This window comes from Corynebacterium sp. HMSC27B11 (assembly GCF_001815985.1).
Classification (GTDB): Bacteria; Actinomycetota; Actinomycetes; order Mycobacteriales; family Mycobacteriaceae; genus Corynebacterium.
This window is the reverse complement of the sequence record NZ_KV823552.1, coordinates 1-18,879: the sequence shown is the minus strand read 5'-3', so window position 1 is coordinate 18,879 and position 18,879 is coordinate 1. Positions and strand designations below refer to the sequence as shown.

At 62.4% G+C, this 18,879-nt stretch carries 8 protein-coding genes and 1 pseudogene; 4 read left to right on the top strand and 5 right to left on the bottom strand.

Features of this window, described 5'->3' with window-relative positions:
- Positions 1 to 44 precede the first annotated feature (44 nt).
- A pseudogene (locus HMPREF3097_RS03705) lies at positions 45 to 10,899 on the top strand (amino acid adenylation domain-containing protein).
- Positions 10,900 to 10,901: 2 nt separating this feature from the next.
- On the opposite strand, the gene HMPREF3097_RS03700 reads toward HMPREF3097_RS03705, so the two are convergent.
- Entirely contained in the window at positions 10,902 to 11,888 is a 987-nt protein-coding gene (locus HMPREF3097_RS03700; RefSeq protein WP_224784305.1) for an alpha/beta hydrolase, read from the bottom strand.
- A 77-nt stretch (positions 11,889 to 11,965) separates the two neighbouring features.
- Between HMPREF3097_RS03700 and HMPREF3097_RS03695 the strand changes: the two genes are divergently transcribed.
- Together HMPREF3097_RS03695 and HMPREF3097_RS03690 are read left to right on the top strand one after the other, a co-directional pair.
- Positions 11,966 to 12,910, top strand: a complete 945-nt coding sequence (locus tag HMPREF3097_RS03695; protein ID WP_041628451.1) for a methionyl-tRNA formyltransferase — start codon at positions 11,966 to 11,968, stop codon at positions 12,908 to 12,910.
- 65 nt (positions 12,911 to 12,975) lie between these two features.
- Positions 12,976 to 13,992 (top strand): iron-siderophore ABC transporter substrate-binding protein, encoded by a 1,017-nt coding sequence (locus HMPREF3097_RS03690; RefSeq protein WP_005291893.1) that lies wholly within the window; start codon positions 12,976 to 12,978, stop codon positions 13,990 to 13,992.
- A 97-nt stretch (positions 13,993 to 14,089) separates the two neighbouring features.
- Here HMPREF3097_RS03690 and HMPREF3097_RS03685 read toward each other — a convergent pair whose 3' ends face one another.
- Complete coding sequence (locus tag HMPREF3097_RS03685) at positions 14,090 to 14,626, bottom strand: siderophore-interacting protein (RefSeq protein ID WP_012359589.1); 537 nt, start codon at positions 14,624 to 14,626, stop codon at positions 14,090 to 14,092.
- Positions 14,627 to 14,672: 46 nt separating this feature from the next.
- Between HMPREF3097_RS03685 and HMPREF3097_RS03680 the strand changes: the two genes are divergently transcribed.
- Positions 14,673 to 15,311: a DedA family protein gene (locus HMPREF3097_RS03680; RefSeq protein ID WP_005325329.1), complete on the top strand. Its 639-nt coding sequence runs from the start codon at positions 14,673 to 14,675 to the stop codon at positions 15,309 to 15,311.
- A 10-nt stretch (positions 15,312 to 15,321) separates the two neighbouring features.
- On the opposite strand, the gene HMPREF3097_RS03675 is transcribed toward HMPREF3097_RS03680, so the two are convergent.
- The 3 genes from HMPREF3097_RS03675 to HMPREF3097_RS03665 are packed head-to-tail and all read right to left on the bottom strand — an operon-like array spanning position 15,322 to position 18,367.
- A complete protein-coding gene (locus tag HMPREF3097_RS03675) occupies positions 15,322 to 16,104 on the bottom strand; it encodes an ABC transporter ATP-binding protein (protein ID WP_019176090.1) in 783 nt (260 codons plus the stop codon).
- Between the two features lie 50 nt (positions 16,105 to 16,154).
- Positions 16,155 to 17,249: a FecCD family ABC transporter permease gene (locus HMPREF3097_RS03670; RefSeq protein WP_005325330.1), complete on the bottom strand. Its 1,095-nt coding sequence runs from the start codon at positions 17,247 to 17,249 to the stop codon at positions 16,155 to 16,157.
- Complete coding sequence (locus tag HMPREF3097_RS03665) at positions 17,249 to 18,367, bottom strand: FecCD family ABC transporter permease (RefSeq protein ID WP_005325331.1); 1,119 nt, start codon at positions 18,365 to 18,367, stop codon at positions 17,249 to 17,251. The genes HMPREF3097_RS03670 and HMPREF3097_RS03665 overlap by 1 nt, the downstream gene beginning before the upstream one ends.
- Between the last annotated feature and the right edge of the window lie 512 nt (positions 18,368 to 18,879).

Genomic DNA, 18,879 nt, shown 5'->3' with positions numbered 1-18,879 from the left:
TCCGCGTCTGATTCCCTGTTTCCCCATCAACCGAAAGGCTCTTTGTGCCCACCCGATCGTCTGCTCACACTCCGTTTTCCTCTGGCGATACGCTTGCTTCTCGAGATGGCGGCGCCGTCATCGGTCATGGCCGCAGTGAACAGGATCGGATCGCCCAGCAGCGCATATGGAATGACACGGATCAGGATCGCGATCGCCCGGACCTGATTAGCCTGCTCCTGCAGCATGCGCAGGAGACCCCGGATGCGCTCGCAGTGGTGGATGACCGGCACAGACTGACCTATGCGCAGCTCGTCGCCCATGCAACTGCTGTAGCGCGAAATTTGCGGGAACACGGTATTGACGCTGGTCAGAGTGTGGGAATCTCCCTGCCGCGCAGCGCGGAGATGGTGGTGGGTATCGTCGCCACGTTGCTCGCCGGTGGCAGTTTTGTCCCGCTAGACCCCTCGTGGCCGCAGGCGCGCCGGGAATCCGTCACCCACGATGCCAGCCTGAGCTTCGTACTCACGCCGGACAACTGCGCGCTCACCGAAGACGCGCTATTCGACCTCGATGCCACCCGCGAGCTGTTCACCCCGCCGTCCACGGACAGCGTTGCGTACGTCATCTTTACCTCTGGCAGCACCGGCCGCCCAAAGGGCGCAATGATCCGCCACGGTGCGATCGTGGAGCGCTTGCTCTGGCAGCGCGATCAGATCCTGTTCTTCGGCCGCGATGATGCCTCCCTGTTCAAGGCACCGCTGGCCTTTGATATCTCCATCAATGAGATCTTCCTGCCGCTGGTTTGCGGGGGCCGCGTGGTGGTGGCCGCGCCGGGCGTGGAGCAAGACCCCCAACGCTTGGCCCGCCTCATCCATCGCGAGGGCGTGACGTTTGCGTATCTGGTTTCGAGTGTTCTCGACGTCATGCTCAAACAGGCCGAAGGCACGAATCTATTAGACAGCTTGCGGCATGTCTGGTGTGGCGGAGAGATGCTCACCCAGGCGCTGTTCCGTCGCTTTCGCCAGCAGCTGGCCATCCCGCTGTACCACGGGTACGGGCCAGCGGAAGCTACCATCGGTGTCTCCCACGTCATCTACCGTGACGACGAGGATCGCCTCAACACGAGCATCGGTGTGGCCAATCCCAACTGTCGGCTCTATGTGCTCGATGAGCACCTGCGGGTGGTTCCAGACCAAGAAATTGGTGAACTCTATGTGGCCGGATTCCTGCTGGCCAAGGGGTATATCAATGCCCCAGGACTCACGGCCAGCCGCTTTGTTGCGGATGTGTTTGCGTCGGACGGAAACCGGATGTACCACACGGGAGACCTGGTGCGCCGGCACAACGACGGCTCGCTGGAATTCGTGGGGCGGGCCGATAATCAGGTGAAAATCCGTGGCATGCGTCTGGAGTTAGAGGACGTGGAATCTGCGCTGGTGGGACACCCAGATGTGGAGGCGGCGAGCGTGATTGCTCGGGAGGGGCGACTGCTGGGCTACGTGACGGTGACTGCGGGCCTCGTGGGTGCTGCGATCCGTAGTTGGTGTGCCGAGGTACTGCCCGAATACATGGTGCCCGCGATTATCACCGTCATGGATGAGTTGCCGCGGACGGCCAACGGAAAAGTGGATCGGAAGGCACTGCCGGAACCTGATTGGAGCTCGCTCACTGATGCCCCGGCCGATGCTGAACGTGACGGGGAAACCGTTGCTCTGCTCGCGGAGGCAATGGCTGAAGCATTGGGGGTTAGCGCGGTGGGTGCGGAGACGGACTTCTTCGATATCGGTGGCGATAGCCTGCGGGCCATCACCCTGGTCTCGGCTCTGGGACGGCGCGGGGTGGAGGTGAGTGTGGGAGATATTTTCTCTGCGCGCACTCCACAGCAACTGGCTCGGTGCGCCGAAGAGCGCGGAACCTTCGTGCAGGATCCAGACGATGAACCAACCGGTGAGGTGCAGTCGCTGCCGATTCTGCGCTGGTTCGATTCCATTACTGATCACGTGGACGGCTTCATTCAGTCCGTGGAGTTTTCAGTTCCAGAAGATGTGGATGCGCAGCTGGCCGGGCGAATGGTGGCTGACGTGCTGCAGGCGCACCCTGCACTGCGGGCCCGTGTGCAGCGGAATCCCTTGCGGCTGGAACTCCCGGAGGGTCCTGGCGAAGAAGCGGTGGCGATCCACCCCACCACGGACATCGCTGCGCTTTCTGAACTGCTGGATCCGGCAGTCGGAGTGGTGGTAGCGGCTGGGCTGGTGCCCGGAAGATTGCGCCTGGTGGTGCATCACCTGGTGGTCGATGGCGTGTCATGGAACATTATCGGCGAGGACCTCGCCGCGGCGTATCGCGGGGAACAGCTCGCGCCGGAGCGGACGTCCCTGCGCCGATGGACGCAGCTGCTGCAACAGGCCGTTGATACTGGCGAATTCGCGGAGGATGCCAATAGTTCCCTGCCCCCATTGCCGAGTGCGGATGAACCTCTGCGGGACCCGCAGGTGCCAGCGCTTGCTGATAGTCCCGAGAAAGCGCCCACAGTCCGTGAGGAGCGCAGCGTGGTACATGAGGCATCAGTGCAGATCACGGACGAATTACTGGGTGCGGTGCCCCACGCTTTCCGCACGGGGGCGAATTCCGTATTGCTTACGGCATTGAGCGTGGCGTTGGCGCGTTGGCGTCGAAACAAACATGGACCCTGGTGGAGATGGAGGGGCACGGCCGCGAAACCCGATTCGTACCCGGGCCACAGGGCAGGGAAGCGGACCTCTCACGCACCGTGGGCTGGTTCACCTGCCTATATCCCATGCTGATCGACCCCACCCGGGCGGCAGTGCAGGAGGCTTCCGCGGCGACCGAGGGCCACATCGCGCCGCTAGCGCTGGCACTCAATGCAGTGAAAGACCAGCTCGCGGCCATCCCCGGCAACGGCGTTCCTTACCAGGCCCACACCTGGTTGCATCAGTCCGCGAAGACCCCTCCGCAGGCACAGGTGCTGTTCAACTACTTGGGGCGCGTATCCGCAGGAGCACAAGATTTCGCTCCCGCGGGTTCCACCGGCCAACTCGGCGAGCAACGCGACCCGGACCAGCCGTTGGTCCGCGAGCTGGAGTTCAACGCGATCGCCGAAGACACCGGCGAGGGATACGTCCTGCGCACCACGATCTCCTGGGCGCGCGGCAGGATCTCCCCCGAACGGATCGACGAATTGGTCGCGCACTGGGATGTGGCATTGCGCGAGGTGGCAGCGCTTGCCGATCACGGCGTGTTGTCCGTGGGCGACGTTGCCCCCCGCAACCGTGAACTCTGCGGACCTGGCACGAATCACTGCACAGAGCTCCGCGGAGCTGCAGGACGTGCTGCCGCTGACCCCGCTGCAGCACGGCATGTACTTCCACTCGCTATTCGAGGAATCGGCCAGTTCGTATGTGGAGCAACAGGTCTTGCGGGTGGAATGCAGCGAACCGTTTGACCGGGAGCGATTCGCTCGCGCTGCGCGTAATTTGATCCGACGCCACCCCGCACTGAGCACCCGCCCTTGGGAAACTGACGGTGGCGATGTGGTTGCCGTGATTGATCCGGGGGATTGCCGAGCATCTGCGGGTGGACTTTCGGGAGGTGACGGTGCCTGCTGAGTTGGCTGAGGCTGGATTGGAGGGTTGGCTCGCGCAGCGTGCGGAGGAGATTGCCGCTGACGACATCTCGCGGGGAATCTCCTTGCAGCCGCCCGGTGATGCCGCGCCCGAGCCGCTCATGCGATGGACCGTTGTGCTCCCGACCAGTGTCGATGGTGCGGTGTGTGGCCAGGACATCGCCGTGATCCAGACGGTGCATCACCTGATCGCCGACGGATGGTCCGTGCCCATCATGCTGGGGGATCTCCTGGAGATCTACCGGGATGACGATGCCCGGATCCCGCGCTACGACCCGGACGCCGGAATGGCCGGCAGCGTGCGATGGGTGGCGCGCAGAGACGCGGAAGCCGATATGTCCGTCTGGCGCGAGGAAATGCGCGAGGTGCGCCCCACGGTGCTGTGCCCTAATCCTTCGAGTTCGCTCGAGCGCCGGGAGTTGCTGGTAGACGATCCGCGGACTGTTGGCTTGTCTGAGCGTGCTCGGGCAGCGGGTGTGGGCCTGCCGGATGTGGTGCACGCGGCGTGGGGGCTGGTCCTTCGCACCTTGGTGGGCTGCGAACCTGGGGCTGACGTGGTGTTTGCCACTTCCGTTTCCGGCCGCGACATTCCCGTTCCTGGCGTGGCCGATGCCGTGGGCATGCAGCTCAACACCATCCCGGTGGTCGCGCCGGGGCAATCTGATCCCACCCTGCCGGTGACCAGCATGCTGCACGCCATGGTCCATCACAACAATCAGGTCCGCGATGTGCAGCACGTCAGCCTGGCTGATATTGCCCGAGACCTGGGAACCAACGCCAGCGAACTGCTGGATACGTTGATGGTGGTGGAGGTGCTGCTATCTCCACAGGACGTGGGCTGCCCCGGCTCGCCACTACAGGTTGCTGACGTGCGCAACAATGGCGCGCCGCACTTTCCCCTGTCCGTCGTGGTCAACCCTTCCGCTGAGCACCCACTGCGCCTGATCTACGATCCGCAGCGAATCACCGAGGTACGTGCCGAAAGGATCGCGCAGATGCTCGCGGTGAGTGTGGATTCTTTGCTGTCTGAATCCGGTGCGGTGGCGACCGTGGGTGAGGTTGCAGAGGCGTTGGGTGCGGTATCTGGTGTGGACACGCTTCCTTCTTTGTGGCGACGCAGCTTCGAACATTTCCGCGACCGGCCCGCCCTGACCAGCATCGGAGAAGACGGTGCTGCGGAGCATTGGACCTACGAAGAACTAGACGACGCCGCTCAGCGTATACGCGCTGTGCTGGACCGGAAGGTTGCCATCCACACCCCGAGAGTAGCCCTGCTCATGGAGCGCGATGCGTGGCAGGTTGCGGCCATTCTGGCGACCACGATGTCCGCCGGCACCTACGTTCCCGTGGATCCGTTGTCCCCGCAAGCGCGGGTGGAATTGATCCTGGAGGATTGCCAGCCCGATGCCGTGCTGGTGTCTCCCAGCGCGGAAAAAATGGTCTCTGAGCTGGTAGATTGTCCCGTCCTCGTGGTCAGTGAACAGACGATGAGCGGGGAAGCGAAGCCGCCTGCGGGCCGGTCGGCAAGCGTGGCCCGTGCCAATGACATCGCCTACGTGATCTACACCTCCGGCTCCACAGGGCGGCCGAAGGGCGTGGCCGTCACACACGCCAACGTGACCGCGATGCTGGGCAATGCTCGCAGCCACGTGGAGTTTTCGCAGGAGGACGTGTGGTCGATCAGCCACAGCTTCGCCTTTGACTTTTCGGTGTGGGAGATGTGGGCAGCGCTGAGCTCCGGCGGGCGTGCCGTGGTGATGCCGTATGCGCTGATGCGCTCGCCCGAGGATGCCGCAGAGGTGTTGCGTGCCGAAGCCATCACGGTGCTGAGCCAGACCCCAACCGCCTTTGCCGCGTTGGAGCCGCACCTCGGGCAGGACTCTGCGGTGCGCACGGTGATCTTCGGCGGCGAGGCCTTGGAGGCCCGCGCAGAGGCTGCCTACTGCAGTGCTCATCCGAATGTTCGGTTTATCAACATGTATGGCATCACGGAGACGACAGTGCACGTCACAGCACACGAATGCTCCGAGAATGCAGGGGAGGCCCGCAGCCCGATCGGCCGCCCGATGGACGGGTTGCGTACCTATGTTCTGGACGCGCAATTACAGCCGGTGCAGCCTGGAGAGACCGGCATGATGTACGTTGCCGGGCCGCAGGTCACCGCGGGTTATTGGGGGCTTGCTTCTACCACGGCCTCCCGCTTCGTGGCCGATCCTTTCGTTGGCGGCGGCGCGCGGATGTACTGCAGCAAAGACATGGCAAAGGTGCTGAACAACGGTCATCTGGATTACGTGGGCCGCGCCGATAGGCAGGTGCAGCTGCGCGGTTATCGCGTGGAGCTGGGGGAGATCGAGAGCGCGCTGGAGAAGGTCAGCGGTGTGCGGGAGGCCACCGTGGTGGTCGTCGATCTGCCCGAAGGCCAGGTGCCGGGTGCGTTGTTGATTACGGATTCTCGTGCCGACGCAAAGGCGATCACCTCCCGAGCTGCCGCAGCGGCCCGAGACGCGCTCCCTGCCTACATGGTTCCGCAGCTATTCGCGGTGAGTACGCAGGTGCCGCAGACCATCAATGGCAAGCGGGATGAGCGCGCGATCCTGGACCTTCTGGGTGAGATTCCTGCTGCTCAGGAGGCTTCGGGCACCTCGGATCTGGTGGAGGCGATCTCGCAGGCAATTGCTGATGCACTTCGCTTGGACCGCGCCGAGGTGGAGCCGGACTCGGACTTCTTCCGCTTAGGTGGAGACAGTATTCTTGCCATCCGCGTTACTCACGCGCTGGCGCGCGCTGATCTCAACGTGACTCCGCGGGACTTCTTCTTGGGCCGCACGCCACGCAAGATTGCCGAGCGGGTCACGCCGCAGGCCACCCAGCAGAAAATCCAGGAAACAAGGCAGAGCCAGGAAGAAGCCCTGCCCAAGGACGGGCACCAGGAGATCTCGGGGGCTTTCCCCATCCCGGCGATGCTGCGCAGGCAGATGGAAAGAGGCATGAGCGACCGCTTTGTGCAGGCGCGCCGCTTGGATCTGGGGCCAGTCGCTGTGGAGGACTTGGAACAGGCCCTGCAGCAGGTAGCGCAGGCACATCCGATGCTTCGTACGCGCGTGGACACCAGTTCTGCGTTCGCGCACTTTGTTGGTGCCGAGGGAGACGGCCCTATGGTTGTGCGGGCTTTGGACGTGGATGCATTGATCGATCACATCGATATTGCTGCTGGTCGTAGCGTGGTGCTCGGGTGTGTGGATGGGTACGTCAAGGCCGTTGCTCATCACGCGGTGATCGATAGCGCCAGTTGGATGATTCTGGAAGACGATCTGCGCGATGCGCTCGCAGGGCGCAGGATTCTCTCCGGGCAGGCGAGCTACAAGGATCTTTGCCTGCAAGAACTGCACGATGCTCACACCGCAGCAGCTCAGGATGCCCTGCACTGGAGTGAACTGGCTACGCTGCCACGGCCCGTCGAGGACTCGAACCAGTGGAGTACGGATCATGTGAGCACGCTCGAAGTGAACATTGACGGACAGACCGCGCAGGTCCTGCAGAGCGTTGCACCCGACGTGATGGGTGTGGACGTTCAGGACCTCGTGGCAGGACTGGTGACCGTCGCGGTGGCTCGAACAATGGGCACGGACGCGCGGAGCTGGGCCGTGGACGTAGAAGGCCACGGACGTCCGGCTGATCATTCCTATGGTCGAACCCTCGGATGGTTTACCACCATCGCGCCGGTGGAAATCCCGTTGGCTGATCCAGCGGATGCAGCACGTGCCGCAGCGGAAATGCGCGCGCTCCACGAGGACGGCACAGCCCCGGACCGCCGCACTTATCAGGCACTGCGATACACACACCCGCAAGGGCAGCGAACCCTGGCCCATGGGGCACAGATCCTGGTCAACTACCTCGGACGGGGAGAGACTGGCGCTGTCCTCCACGCGCCGGGCGATGCCGCCTGCCAGTGGACGGATTACCTGGTGGAGGCCGATGTGTGGTCTAGCGAGCGGGCCGTAAGCATGGAGCTGTCCGTGGTGAATGCGGTGATTTCCGCCGAGCGTTTGCGCAGCGCCATCGGCGAGGTTGCTCGCGAGTTGCAGGAGCACGTCAGCCGCGAGCAATCCTCAGGACGCCGCGCTCCGCTGAGCGTGCTGCAGCGCGGAATCTGGTTCCAGTCACAGGTGGCAGCACCGGGTGCCTACGTTGCACAGACTGCGTTGACGTTTGACCGGAGACTGGATGCCGAGGCCGTGGTGGAAGCCTTCCGGGACACAGTGACCGTGCATCCAGCCATGGGCGCGGAGTTCCACACCGATGCTTCCGGCCAACCCGTGCAGAACTTGCCGTGGAGTGGACAGGGCATTGACCTCCCCGTCGAGACCACCGAAGGGGATCTCGAGGCGATCATGCACGCTGATCGCAGCGCGGGCATCGATCTCGCATCCGTGCCGCTGGTGAAGGCAACCATCGTCACCGGCCGAAGTGACGGACAGCCTGGCGACACGCTGCTTCTTACCTACCACCTGGTTCTGGTCGATGGTTGGTCGCGTGCAGTGATGCTGCAAACCTTCCTCGAGAGGCTGACGTTGAGGTCCGGCCAGGCCCGCACGCAGGGTGCGGGAGAGTTGGTTCCTCGCGGTTGTTCTATTGCTGACGCCCTGCTCGAGTCCGTTGACACTCGCAAAGAGCAGGCAGATAGCGACTATTGGGTACATCGCCTAGAGACGTTGTCTCAGTCCACGCTCGTTGCCCCGCAGGCCGCGGATATCTCTTCAGAGCACGCTGGTAGCGAGTTGCCTCGCCAGGTGTTTGCCGAGGTCAGCGAGCAGCTGACCGGCGCACTGCAGGAAAAGATCCGGGCGCAGGCCGTGACGTTGACCTCCGTGGTCAACGCAGCCGTGGCCGTGGCCTTGGGTGCTGTCACAGGGGATTCGGATGTGGTGTTTGGTCAGTCTGTCAGTGGCCGCGATGCCTTGAGCGCCCCCGCCATGTCTGATGTGGTGGGAGTGCTGCTCAACACAGTGCCAGTGCGAGTGACAGCTCGGCCCGGCCAGAGCATAGAAGAACTGGTCCAGGATGTTTATCGCCAGCGCATCGAGGATATGGACCACGATTCCGCGGACCTCGGCGCCATCCAGCGGCAGCTGGGGGTAGGCACGCTGTTCGATTCCATGGTGGTGGTGCAGAACTTCCTCGATCCGCAGGCAGCAGCGGAACTTCGGGAACGCCACGGGGTTGTGGAGGAGCGCGCGGAAGATTCCACGCACTTCCCTCTGACCTGGGTATTCACTCCGGGGCCGAAGCTGGGCATCAAGCTGGAATTCCGCCACGACGTGGTGGACGAGTCCCTCGCACATTCCGTGCTCAAGGCCGCGACCGAAGTCCTGACCGCGTTTGTGGACACACCAGAGGTCCCGCTCGCTCAGCTGGCCCAGTTGGCGCCAGCCCGAGCGGAGGATTCTTCCCCGCAAAGCACGACGGAGCAGATGGCTTCCTGGCAGAAGGCCGAAGGCATTGACCGCACCATTGCGGATGAGCTCAAGGACACCGCCCAGCGCTTCCCAGATCGCATCGCGCTAGCGGATGACGCACAGCAGTGGACGTTCGGTGAGCTGATTGCTCGCTGTTCCGACATTGCGGAAAAGATCAAGAATTGCGGCGTGACCAGCGGCGATACTGTCGCCATTGCGGTGGAGCGCTCCGCGCATTCGGTGGTGGCTCTGCTGGGAGCCCTGTGGGCAGGGGTGCGCTACGCGCCGCTTGATCTGACGCACCCCGATGGGCGGCTCCGGGTCCTCGTGGAGGACAGCCAGCCCGCAGCCGCGCTGGTGGACTCGAGTTCTCGGGAGCGCATGGAGCGGATCGGTGCGCTTCCTTGCGTCGACGTCACCACTGCCGATTCCCACGCCACCACCCACACGCCTGCGGCGGTGCCCGGGGACGATGCCTACCTGATGTACACCTCCGGATCGACCGGCAAGCCCAAGGGCGTGGTGATCAAGCATCGCGGGCTGCACAACATGCTGGACAATCACCGGCGCAAGATCTTCGCCCCAGCTGCTGCCGATGGGCGGACGTTGCGGATCGCGCATGCCATCAGCTTCGCCTTCGATATGTCGTGGGAAGAGCTGTTTTGGCTGGTGGAAGGCCACGAGGTGCGGATCTTCTCCGAGGATTTGCGACGCGATGCTGCGGCCATGGTTGAGGCCATTCGCGCGCATCAGGTGGATGTCATCAACGTCACCCCGACCGTTGCCGAGCAGCTGCTCGCGGAGGGGATGCTGGAATCCGGCGCGCATCGCCCGCGGCTGGTGCTCTTGGGCGGCGAGGCTGTCTCGCACGGCGTGTGGGAGACCTTGCGAAAGGCCGATGACGTGCGCGGATACAACCTCTATGGACCCACCGAGTACACCATCAACGCCCTGGGTGCTGGCACGGATGAGAGCGCCACGCCCGTGATCGGAATGCCGGTGGATCGCACGGCGGCGTTCGTTTTGGACCCGTGGTTGCGCCCCGTTCCTACAGGAGCGCCGGGTGAGCTCTACCTCGCGGGCAGCGGCTTAGCGCAGGAGTATCATGGGCTCGCGGCGCGCACCGCCAGCTCCATGGTCGCCTGCCCGTGGGGCGCCCCGGGTGAGCGGATGTATCGCACGGGAGACATCGTCCGCGTGCGTGCGGATGGCATGTTCGAGTACCTCGGACGCAGCGACGATCAGGTGAAAATTCGTGGTCACCGCGTGGATCCCGGCGACGTCTCGGCCGCCGTGTCCCGCGGCGTTGATCCCCGCATCCTCCACTGCGTGACCGTTCCTGTTCGTATATCCGACGCCACACTCCTGGCCTGTCACCTCGTGGCCCCACAACTGCGCGATGCGGACCAGGGGGAGCGGCAGAGTTTCCTGACTGGCGTGCGTAATGCATTGCGCGAGGAACTGCCCAGCTACATGATCCCGGATCGATGGTCGATCGTGGATGAGTTGCCGGTGACGTCGAATGGAAAGACCGACCTTGCTGCACTGGGTGAGGGAGAAAGGATCACGGAGAAGGGCCGCGAACCGGCGAACGAAACCGAGGAGATCACGGCGGAGCTGTTTGCCGAATCGCTAGATATTGAGCCCGAGGACGTGCCGGTGGATGCTGATTACTTTGACATGGGTGGGCACTCCATGGCGGTCATCAAGCTCTGCGCACTGCTGCGTGGAGAGCTGGGAGTGGAGGTTGGCGTGCGCGAATTCTACGGTCTGCGGACAGTCGAGCGCGTGGCGGAGTTTGTGGAGGCGCGCTCGTAGATTCAGCCCAGCAATTCGGCGAGTGCCGGGATGATCCCGTGGCGCCACATCGCAGGGTCGTGGCCACCGGGCGTGCGGTGATTGGTGGTGGGAAAGCCGCGGCGTGTCAGGGCATCGGCCACTGCATCCACGTGTCGTTGCATGGGCGGCTCTTCTGCACCGCACGTCAGTACGATGCGTGCCAGACCGGAGCCACTGTGAGCCGCAGGATTTTCGAGTGAGGGGCCAGTGAGCTGTGCGGCAATGTCGCCTCCTGCGGGCCCGTCCGAGAGCGTGTCCGCGAGCTCTGCAGAACGGTCAGCGGACCACCAGACGGCAGGGGACTGGGCGATGGCTCCTTTGATTGCAGGCGTGGTTTCGGTGGAAGCCGTAAGAGCTGCGCGCAGGGCGGAGAGACCGCCGAAGCTTTGCCCCACCAGGACTATGTGGCTGCTGTTGATGATCGGCGGAAGCTCGGTGGCCAGTGCGCTGGCGAATGTTTGGGAGGTGTACTCCTCGCTGCGGTCTTTGGCTGCCGGCAGGAAGACGCGGTTGATCTGGGGGATAAGCCCTGCCGTGACTGCCCGGTCCAGTGCGCCCGTGAGGTCATGCAGATGGATCCAGTCATCGCCATCCAAAAACACCACGGTGGTATCCGCACCGCGGTCATCGAGGCGCGCGGTGCAGCGCCTGCCGAATACCTTCCGGTCGATGGACAGGCGTGCGCCGGGCAAGTCCGCGATGACTTCTGGGGAGCGAGGCGGCCAGAGTGTCTGGTCCACAGAATCGCCGCTCAATAGGCTCGCCTGTGGGCCTGCGCCGTGTGCGTTATGTGGATCGGGATATTTCAGCTCGCCGGATTGAAAGCTATAGGTCACTGCTGAGTGCGCCGGGATGCGCACATCGACGGTGGACATCGATTCGGTGAGCTCGACGTTCGAGCGGTAGGGGTCCGGGAAAACGAGGGCTTCCGCATCCGCGGGCACCGAGATTCGGTGAAGGGTGGTCACGTCCGGGGAGTCTGGCATGAAAATTGCGCCACTTTCATCATTGACTACATAGGTAAACCTAAGCTAACATCCCCTGCATGCGAGTTGCTGTTTTCGGCTATCAGTCGTGGGGACACCGGACGTTGTCTGCGGTCATCAATGCTGGTCATGAAGTAGTTTTGGTAGTTACGCACCCTGCCAGCGATCACCCTTATGAGCAAATGTGGGCAGACTCCGTTGAGGAGCTCGCCAGCGAACATGAGCTCCAGGTGTGTGTCACTGAGCGCGTGGGTCAAGACGTCATTGAGGCGTTGCGCGATGCTGCACCAGACATCATCGTGGCCAACAATTGGCGAACCTGGCTTCCTCCCGAGGTTTTCAGCCTGGCCAAGCACGGCGCATTGAATGTCCACGATGGTCTCCTGCCCGAGTACGCCGGATTTTCGCCCATCCTGTGGGCGCTGTTGAACCGGGAAACTCACGTGGGCGTCACTGTGCACGAGATGGATGAAGTGCTGGACGGCGGACCCATCGTTGCCCAGCGCGCGATCCCCGTGGGTCCGCAGGACACCACCACGGATCTCGTGGCCAAGACCATCGACCTCATCGAGCCCCTCGTGGAACGCGCATTGAGTGACGTCGCCCAAGGCACCGCCACTGCGCAACCTCAAGATCCCACCCGCGCTACGTACTTCCACAAGCGCGGCGAGCAGGAATCTCGCATAGATTTCACCCAACCTGCGGAAGATATCGCCTTGCTGGTCAGGGCGCAGTCCGACCCGTACCCCAATGCTTACTTTGAATTCCGAGGCCAGCGAGTCCGCGTGCTTTCCGCGCACGTCTCGCTGGGCCGCTTCGGCGGAACCCCCGGCCGAGTCACCATCCCTCACGAGGGAGGAATCGCGGTGGTCTGTGGATCGCCCCGTGCCAACGTGCCGGCGCCGGCGATTGTTCTGGATCGTGTTCGTCTCGACGACAACTCGGAACTGACCGCCACCGAATTCTTTGGACATAGGGCTGGATATATCCAACCAAAGGTTTGACCTTTCCCTTTTGTGTACGGGCCACACCTCGCGCGGAAATCCGTCACCAGTAACAACGGAGAAAAATGACACTCAAGAAGATTCTCGTTAGCACCGCTGCTGTGCTGACCTTGGGCGCGGCACTGACCGCTTGCTCGACTGATGACCAGTCCGGAAATTCCGGGGACTCCCAGGCAGTCAACGCCGAGCAGGGCGCATTCCCCACCACCATCGAGCACCGCTACGGCTCCACCGAAATCAAGGAAGCCCCGCAGCGCGTGGTCTCCTTGGGCTACACGGATCAGGACGCACTGCTGGCGCTGGGAGTTACTCCTGTCTCCGTGAAGTACTGGGACGGAATGACCCCGGATGGTCAGGCTGCGGGCAACTGGTCCAATGACAAGATCGAGGGCGACACTCCTCGGATCGACAAGGACACAGAAGTCAACGCGGAAGCCATCGCCAAGGACAATCCAGACCTCATCGTGGCCGTGTACTCGGACATCGATGAAGACACGTACAAGAAGCTGTCTGAGATCGCCCCTGTCGTCGTACAAAAGGGCGAATACGAAGAACTACAGCAACCATGGGACGTGACCACGGAAGAGATCGGGCAGGCCGTGGGCAAGCCTGAAGAGGCAAAGCGCCAGGTGGAGCAGGTCAAGGAGAAGTTCGCAGAGCTCAAGGGCCGCCACCCAGAATGGGCCGAAAAGGAACTCGGCGTGGCCACTGTCTCCGACGAGAGCCTGGCTGTCTTTGCCGAGGGCGATCCGCGTAGCCGCTTCTTCACCGAGCTGGGATTCAAGATCAACCCGGCCTACGCGGGCATCACCAAGGACAAGTTCTACGGTGAGGTCTCCAAGGAAAACGCAGACCAGATCAACTCTGACGTGCTGGTGTGGGATCAACTGTCTTACTCTCCGAAGCAGAGCAAGGCTTCTGTGACCGAGGATCCGATCGTGGGCAAGCTGCCCGCCGTGAAGGACGGACACAGTGTCTACCTGGAAGGCGACCTGGAAAAGGCCTTCGGATGGCAGACCGTGCTGAGCCTGAACTACCTGCTGGACAAGATCGAGCAGCCGTTGGCAGACGCCACGAAGTAGTCTGAATCAACCGCCGAACCGCCCCGCATGAACGTGCTGGGGCGGTTTTGCTGTTGCTGGCTAGGGGACGGGCACTCACGGGGATAACGGATGCACGCTAGGGGCGAGCCTTGCCGACGAACCAATAAGGGCACCACAGGATGTTGTCCTTGTTGAGCTGCCAAGTCTTGATGGCGTGGGAGCGCACCACCTTGCAGAAATCCCCCTCCCCGGCGACCCACACATAGTCCACGTCTGGGTGGGGCTTGTGCTGTCGATTGCGCGAGGACTCAACGTCAATGTTGGCGAGATGCTCGGCGATGGCCTGCGCATAACCGTCAGAAGGTGCGGAGATCCGGGTGAGGCTGCTTAGACGGTTGCGCCAATCTTCCAGGTGGGGCTCTGAATCGGAATCGGTACTGGTGACCGCGATGACGTGCGTGGAAGCGAGCTGTTCGGGATAGAGCGTGGCGAGGTACTCTAGGATCGCGCGCATGGAAGGCAGGGAGGTGGGATCTGCCACCAGTAGTTGTGTGCGGTGCTCGCGATGCCACAGGCCTTGGCAAGTCCACAAGCCAGCAGGGTCGCCCGGCTGTGCGGACAAACACCACGAGAGCCCTGGGCCGGAGGTGGAGTGGACATCTTCCGCAGACACCCCGTGCGGTAAGAATAGACCAGTTGTTTTCTATAAGGGATTCCCTGTGCACTTAAGCGACCTCATGGACGCCACCACCCTGCTCCAGAACTTTGGCGGCTGGGCGCTCGGCGGCATTGCGCTGATTATCTTTATTGAATCCGGCGTGCTCTTCCCGTTCCTCCCCGGCGATTCCATGCTGGTCACCGCGGCAATCTTGCGCGATCAGCTGGGCTTGAACGTTCCGATTCTGGTGGGCGTGGCCATCGTCGCGGCGTTCTTGGGCGACCAGGTAGGTTTCTGGCTCGGCCACCGCTTTGGCCGCAAGTTGTTTAAGCCCGACGCCAAGATCCTCATAACCGAGCACCTCGAACAAGCCGAGGCTTTCTTCCTGAAGTACGGGCCGTTGGCTCTGGTACTGGGGCGCTTCATCCCGATCGTGCGTACCTACATTCCCGTGGCCGCTGGTACCGCGGAGATGCCGTACAAGAAGTTCGTGGGATGGAACGTCACGGGTGCAGTGCTGTGGATTGTCAGCATGGTCGGCATTGGCGTGCTGCTGGGGGATATCCCGGGCATTGCGGATCGCATCGACATGATCGCCATCGTCATCGTGCTGGTGTCTGTGACTCCGGTGGTGATTTCCGCGATGATCAACTGGCGGAAGTCCAAGAAGACTCCCGCCCAGGAGCTGATGGAGGACTAAGCCCTGATCGTCACTTGGGGACGATCAGCGGACCGCCGGTGACAGGATCCTCGATGACTAGCGCGTTGAGGGCAAACGCCTCGAGCAGTAGCTCTGGGGTAATGACCTCGCTGGGACGCCCGGTGGCGAGGACCTGTCCATCCTTCATCACCACGAGATTATCGCTGTAGCGTACAGCCAAGTTGAGATCGTGCAGCACCATCACCACAGTCCGATCCAACTCTCGGCGTAGACGCTGCACCAGCTCCAAAATCTCTACCGACGTGGCCAGATCCAGGTAGGTGGTGGGCTCGTCCAGGAACAGGATGTCCGTGTTCTGCGCAAGAACCATGGAGATCCACACACGCTGCCGCTGCCCTCCGGACAGAGAATCCAGGGTGCGCTCCGCCAGCCCCATCGAGCCAGTCATTTCCAGCGCCTTGTGCACCTCGGCTTCGTCCGTGGACGACCACTGACGGATCCACGATTGGTGTGGGTGCCGACCGCGCGAGACGAGATCAGCCACGTTGAGTCCCTCCGGGGCGGTAGGGGTTTGTGGCAGCACGCTGATGGTCCGTGCGAGGTCCTTGCGCCTGATGGATGAGATATCGGCGCCGTCTAACAGCACTTCGCCCTCATTCGCCGGAAGGAGACGAGACATGGCTCGCAACAACGTGGATTTGCCGCAGCCATTGGGGCCGATGATTGTGGTGATCTGCCCGCGAGGAAAGTCCACGTCCAAGCCTTCGATGACCGTCCGGTCGCCGTAGCCCACGGCGAGGCCGCGTGCGCTCATGCTGTGCTTCTGAGTCATGTGTCCTTCTTTGTTCGCGGCACTGCTAACTTCCAGGGTGGGATCTTTTCTCATGCCGTGGTTGACCTATTCCGTTGGACCAGCAAATAAATAAGGAACGCACCGCCGATTGCCGAGGTGAGAATGCCCACCGGCAGCTCTACGGGCAGAAGAGTTTGGGTGCTGATATCTGCCAGCAGGAGTAGCGCAGCGCCGGTCAGCGCAGAGGCCAGAAGCGGTGGTGCAGAGCAGTTGCACAAGCGCAGCGCCACCTGTGGGGCCACGAAGGCGACGAACCCGATGGGGCCAGCGGCCGAGACCGCCACTGCTGCCAAAGCCACGGCAGCGGCGAGCAGAAGCACCTGCACACCCTGGACGTTTTGTCCCAAAGCCCGTGCAGTATCCGAGCCCAGCAAGGTGGCTAAAAGTTGGTGACCAATCCAGGCCAGCAGCGGTGTAAACACCAACACAACAATGGCGATGGGCCACATCTTGGACCAGTCCGCAGTGCTCAGGGAGCCAGTAAGCCAGAACTGCGCGGCCGCGGCATCGCGCAACTCCGTGCGGATCATCAGGAAGTTGATATACGAGGTCAACAGAGCAGAGATGATGATGCCGAACAGCACTAGCCGGAAGGAATCAGTCGATCTCCTCCACGCCAGAGCCCACATCACCGTTGCGGTGACAGCCGCACCAAGCACCGCGGCCAAGGGAATGCCGATGCTGCTGAGCCAGCCGAGGAAACCACCAGCGCCACCACCCAGAGTGATGACGGTGACCGCGGCCGCGGACGCGCCCGTAGTGAAGCCCAAGATATCCGGGCTGGCCAGCGCATTGCGAGTCACGGACTGAGTGAGGGCTCCGGATAATCCCAGCGCACAGCCCACCAGAATGGCCGTCAGCGCACGAGGCATGCGCCAATCCAAAACCACCAGACGCTCAATGCGGGTGCCCTGGCCGGTGAACAGCACCTCCAGCACACGAGCCGGGGACACAGGATAGTCACCCAGGCCGATGGAGACCGCCGCTAGCAAGACGATCGCCACGAGCAGCAATAGAGACACCGTCAACGCGCGAGGGCGCCAGACCACAGAAAATGAGCCCACGCGGAATGGCGGGCGCCCAGGGATAGTGGAAGAGGTAGGGCGGGCAAGGAGGGAACTCATTAAATGGCCACCACCCGGCGTCGATAAATAAGGGCGATGAAGAACGGCGCGCCCACGAACGCGAGGATGATGCCTACTTGCAACTCGCCCGGACGAGCGATCAGACGGCCCACCACGTCTGCGAACAGCATCATCACCGCACCCGTCAGGGCAGAGTAAGGGAGGATCCAGCGGTAATCAGGGCCCGTGATGGCGCGCACGAGGTGCGGGACCACCAGGCCGATGAAGGTGATGGGGCCGGCGGCAGCTGTCGCGGCACCGGCCAGCAGTGCGATCAGAGCCATGCCAATCAGGCGGGCGCGCTGGGTGTTGATGCCCAGTCCGGAGGCGATGTCATCGCCCAGATTCAGGAGGTTTAGCTGCGGTGCCGTGATGAACGCCAGCAGGAGGCCCACCAGGATAAACGGCAGCACGCCGTAGAACACGGTGAGATCCCGGCCCGCGATGGAGCCGACGGTCCAGAAGCGCATGCGATCCAGATTGGCATCGTCAGTGAGGATAAAACCGCTGATGATGGCGCTGAGGACCGCGGACAAAGCCGCGCCGCCGAGGACCAGCGTCATTGGATTGGCCTGTCCTCCTCCTATGGACGCCAAACTAAACACCAACGCAGTAGCAGCGATGGCCCCACCGAACGCCCACATGCTGGTAGCCCACACGGACGTCACACCCAGCAAGGAGAAGCTGGCAACCACGGCCAGGGACGCACCGTAGTTGATGCCGAGAATGCCCGTGTCCGCGAGAGGGTTGCGCGTGTGCCCTTGGATCAATGCACCGGAGGCGCCAAGGGCAGCACCGGCGACTAGGCCCAACAGGGTGCGGGGAATGCGGAGCTCGACGATCACGCGCTGATCCACATTCAGCCCCTCCGCGTGGCCGAACGCCGTGCCGAGATCGCGGAACACGGCGGACACTTCTCCAAAAGGGATCTGCCGTGATCCAAACACGATGCTGGCAACGATGCTGGCGAGCAATAGGAGGAAAAGGACGCCGAGGCCGACGAGGCGACGCGGGATTTTACCTGATGGAGCGCTGGCAGAAGCGTCCGCAGTAGCGTCCGCGCGAGACCCCAGGTGTGATTGAGAAGGGGATTGCGCATGCGGGGTAGAGATAGCCATGCATCCCTCCTTGACGCGTGAAAGTACATGATCTTAACGGGAGCAAGCTTATGTGAACAAGGTAAGCCTAATCAAAGTACTACAAGGAGGGATTGTGGAGCTGTGCAGGTGAGTGTGTGAGCCAGCAGGTGCGGCTAGTGAGGTCGGTCGGCCCTGAATGGCGCCGACCCTACACCTCAGCTCTATGCTTCTGAGCAGGGATTTGGACATGTTTTAGCTGGTTGCTAGGCTAGTCAGGTCTTGCCGTAGGTAGGTACCCCCATGTTCTTTTTTTTCGACGCTAACGCGTCAAAATCCCGGGAATGCCACATGACCTGCGGAAAGAGTCTCCCGCTACAAGGGAGAAAAACTGTACATCCACTTTGTTACAGGCCCCTCGCCCGAAGCGGCCGCACGGATAAAGGCAGCGAGCACCCCTAACTACTGAGTTAGGCGGAGCGTGAGTAGCCAGCGATCGTGCGGTACACGCGATTCATCAAGGGTGAGAGTGTCCGATTGTTTGTGTGCGGGGG

Excerpts from the sequence above, each read along its gene's own strand:
- HMPREF3097_RS03675 (WP_019176090.1), bottom strand. The coding sequence starts at position 16,104 with ATGACTCAGAAGCACAGCATGAGCGCACGCGGCCTCGCCGTGGGCTAC.
- HMPREF3097_RS03665 (WP_005325331.1), bottom strand. The coding sequence starts at position 18,367 with ATGGCTATCTCTACCCCGCATGCGCAATCCCCTTCTCAATCACACCTG.
- HMPREF3097_RS03670 (WP_005325330.1), bottom strand. The coding sequence starts at position 17,249 with ATGAGTTCCCTCCTTGCCCGCCCTACCTCTTCCACTATCCCTGGGCGC.
- HMPREF3097_RS03695 (WP_041628451.1), top strand. The coding sequence starts at position 11,966 with ATGCGAGTTGCTGTTTTCGGCTATCAGTCGTGGGGACACCGGACGTTG.
- HMPREF3097_RS03690 (WP_005291893.1), top strand. The coding sequence starts at position 12,976 with ATGACACTCAAGAAGATTCTCGTTAGCACCGCTGCTGTGCTGACCTTG.